A 3,284-nucleotide genomic window follows, 5' to 3' on the forward strand; every position below is an offset into this window, starting at 1 on the left:
TTTTTTTTCTTTATTTGAATTGAAAATAGCGCTGTAAACTTCCATTCTTCTGGCATCAATCATCGGAATTACCAAACCGTCAGTTTCAGCAACTTTACTTGCCAAAACAAGCAAAGTATCCACAGAAATTAACGGAATTTGCAAAGCATAACAAAGACCTTTCACAGCAGAAACTCCAATTCGTAAACCAGTGTAAGAACCTGGACCTTGACTAACAGCAATTGCAGCTAAATCGTTCATTGTGATTCCAGCTTCGGCTATAATTTCTTCAATAAAAACGTGGAGTTTTTCGGCATGAGAATAGCCTAACTCTGCCGTTTCTTTGCAAAGAATAGTTGTTCCGTTTTTGGCAATCGCTACCGAACAATTTTTAGTTGCCGTTTCAATATTTAAAATATAACTCATGAAATTATTTTGAGATCATTACTTCTTCGCAGCTTTTGCCTTGTCTTTATCTTTCGAATTAGATACTACAATTTTATCACCCGAATTTAAATCTTTAGAAACCGTATTGTATGGTCCGATAATTACAACATCTCCTTTTTGTAAACCAGAGATTACTTCGATGTTTGTATCATCTTGAATTCCAGTTTTCACAATTCTTATTTTTGCTTTATCGCCATCTTTAACAAATACACATTCAAATTTCTTATCTGATTTTGCAGTTACTTTTTTGTCATCATTTTCTTCTTCAGCAACATATTTCTTTGTTGCAGCAGTGTCTGATTTTACAACAACCGAACTAATTGGCACACCAATAATTTTCTCTTTTCTTTTAGTAATTACATCAACAGTAGCAGTCATTCCTGGTCTGAATGGAGAATAAGTTACTGGTTTTCCTTCTAATAAATCTTGGTATGATTCTTTTAAAATTCTAACTTTTACTTTAAAATTAGTCACTTGATCGGCAGTTGTTGCAGTACTTGCAGAGTTAGAAATACTAGTAACAATCCCTTTAAATTCTTTCTTTAAATAAGCATCAACCTCCACATTTGCAGAATCTCCAACGCTAATTTTTACGATATCATTTTCGTTAACATCAACTTCAACTTCCATGTTATTAAGGTTCGCAACTCTAAGAATTTCAGTTCCTGTCATTTGTTGTGTTCCTAAAACTCTTTCACCCAATTCTACATTTAACATAGAAACTGTTCCGTCTGCTGGAGCATAAATGGTAGTTCTACCTAAGTTATCTTTTGCTTCTTTCACAGTTGCATTGGCACTTTGAACATTATAATAAGCCGATTGTTTACTAGCAACAGCAACTTCATAAGCAGAAATCGCTTTATCCCAATCAGACTTAGAAATAATTCCTTTTTCAAACAACGTTTTGTTTCTTTCATAGTTGGCTTTAGCTTCTTTAAAAGAGGCATCGGCTTGACTCAATCCAGCTTTAGAAACCGACATATTAGAAATCGTTCTGTTGTAACCAGAAGTATATAAATCGGGATTGATTTTAACCAGCAAATCACCTTTTTTAACCACTTGACCTTCTTTTATAGGTAAAGCAATAATTTCTCCAGAAACTTCTGATGATATTTTCACCTCAATTTCGGGTTGGATTTTTCCTGTTGCCGAAACGGTTTCTATGATTGTAATTTCATCAACTTTAGCAGTTTCAACTTCGGTACCTTCCTCACTATTGCCAATAGCTCCAGATTTTGATAAATAAATAGCAAGCGCTATCACTGCAACTATTACTCCTAGTATTATAAATAATTTTTTCTTTGACATGATTGGTAATTTTATACTTATGTTATTTTTGTTCTGGTTTTTTATATGAATTATTACTTGCGTGCATTGTGACAAAAAATAATCCGAAGACAATTGGTCTAAGAATATAAGATTTTGAATCGGTGAAATAAACAAATATTAAACCAAATAAAACTCCTAACGAAAATGCTTTTAAAACTTCTAAAAATACTCTCTTATTCATACTACTTATTATTTTAGCTGTGAAATTGGAATCCCAAAATAAAATTCTACTACTTTAACTTTAAAAATATAATCGTATTTGGTTCTTAAAACTTCTGATTGAGCGTTTTCTAATGCAATAGTTGATTGCGAAAAATCGAATGCATTTTGTAAACCAACATTATATCGTTCTTTAGTAAAATTGTAAGCTTGTTTTCTAGCTTCTAAAGATTTTTGTGCAGCTTCGAATGATTTCTTTGCATTAATTACATCATTATAAGCTTGATACACGTTTCTTTCTAAATCCAATTCGGTTTGTTTCAACTGAAATTCTGAACGTTCTTGATTGATTTTGGCACGTTTCACTCTGCTTTTTACAGAAAATCCATTAAAAATTGGAACGTTCAATTGTAATCCAACAGCTGTACCGTCAAATAATGATAATTGATCAATGAAATTAAAAATCGGACTTTCTGACCAACGTGTGTTGTAACCAACAAAACCAGAAAGAGTCGGTAAATAAGAAGATCGAGTAATAGCAACATCTTTCTTTGCCAATTCTAAATTTGAAAGAGCAATTTTCACGTCTTTTACAGCTTCTTTTGCCTTTGCTAAAATAGCATCTTGCGATTCATTTACAACTGTAGAAACAGGTACATCAATTTGAACATCAACAATATCAAAAGTACTGTATTCTTCTAACAAAAGCGTTTGACAAAGAGCTATTTTGGAAATCAATAACGTATTTTCTGTACTAATTATTTGTTGTTGTTGCGTTGCATCTGTAGCTTCCAATTCGAAAATATCTCCTGCAGGAACAGAACCAGCGTTTATTAATTCTTGAGTTCTTTTTAAATTCTCTTTAGTAATTACATTCTGATTTTTTTGAACTTTAAGTTGTTCTTTGTTGAATAAGATTTGTAAATACGAATTCGCAACAGAAAGTGCAATATCGTCTTTCATTTTATCTAAACGATACGTGTTTGCAATTTTAGAAAGCTTACTTCTTTGCAAGTTTTTCCAATTTACTAACCCATTAAAAATAGAAACACTAGAATTTACTCCGGCAGAAAAAGATTTGAAGGTTTCGTTTTGAAATTGATTAGTTACCGGGTTAATACTTGCTCCAGTATTTATACTAAAGTTAGCGTTACCATTTAGCGTTGGCATAAAATTACCAAGAGCTTCAATTTTTTCAATATCAGATACTTTTAAATCCAGCTCCGATTGCTTGATTGAAATATTATTTTTAATGGCATAATCAACACATTCCTCTAAAGTCCACTTTTTGGATTGTGCCGAAACCGAAGTTCCAATCAAAACCACTAGAACCCATAAAATACTAATTTTCTTCATATTTACTATTTCAA

At 31.9% G+C, this 3,284-nt stretch carries 3 protein-coding genes and 1 pseudogene; all 4 read right to left on the reverse strand.

Annotation, left to right across the window (positions count from 1 at the left end; translation table 11 throughout):
- Positions 1 to 405 (reverse strand): annotated as a pseudogene (gene tsaB / locus DIU01_RS03220) (tRNA (adenosine(37)-N6)-threonylcarbamoyltransferase complex dimerization subunit type 1 TsaB); the annotation flags it as partial.
- An 18-nt stretch (positions 406 to 423) separates the two neighbouring features.
- A complete protein-coding gene (locus DIU01_RS03225; protein ID WP_290831815.1) occupies positions 424 to 1,734 on the reverse strand; it encodes an efflux RND transporter periplasmic adaptor subunit in 1,311 nt (436 codons plus the stop codon).
- Positions 1,735 to 1,756: 22 nt separating this feature from the next.
- Positions 1,757 to 1,936 carry a hypothetical protein gene (locus DIU01_RS03230; protein ID WP_290831816.1) on the reverse strand — a complete coding sequence of 60 codons (180 nt, stop codon included), beginning with the start codon at positions 1,934 to 1,936 and terminating at the stop codon, positions 1,757 to 1,759.
- Between the two features lie 8 nt (positions 1,937 to 1,944).
- Positions 1,945 to 3,284: TolC family protein (locus DIU01_RS03235; RefSeq protein WP_367221692.1), on the reverse strand; the 1,340-nt coding region annotated here is incomplete at its 5' end.

Origin of the sequence: Flavobacterium sp., assembly GCF_003525665.1 — a bacterium.
Classification (GTDB): Bacteria; Bacteroidota; Bacteroidia; order Flavobacteriales; family Flavobacteriaceae; genus Flavobacterium.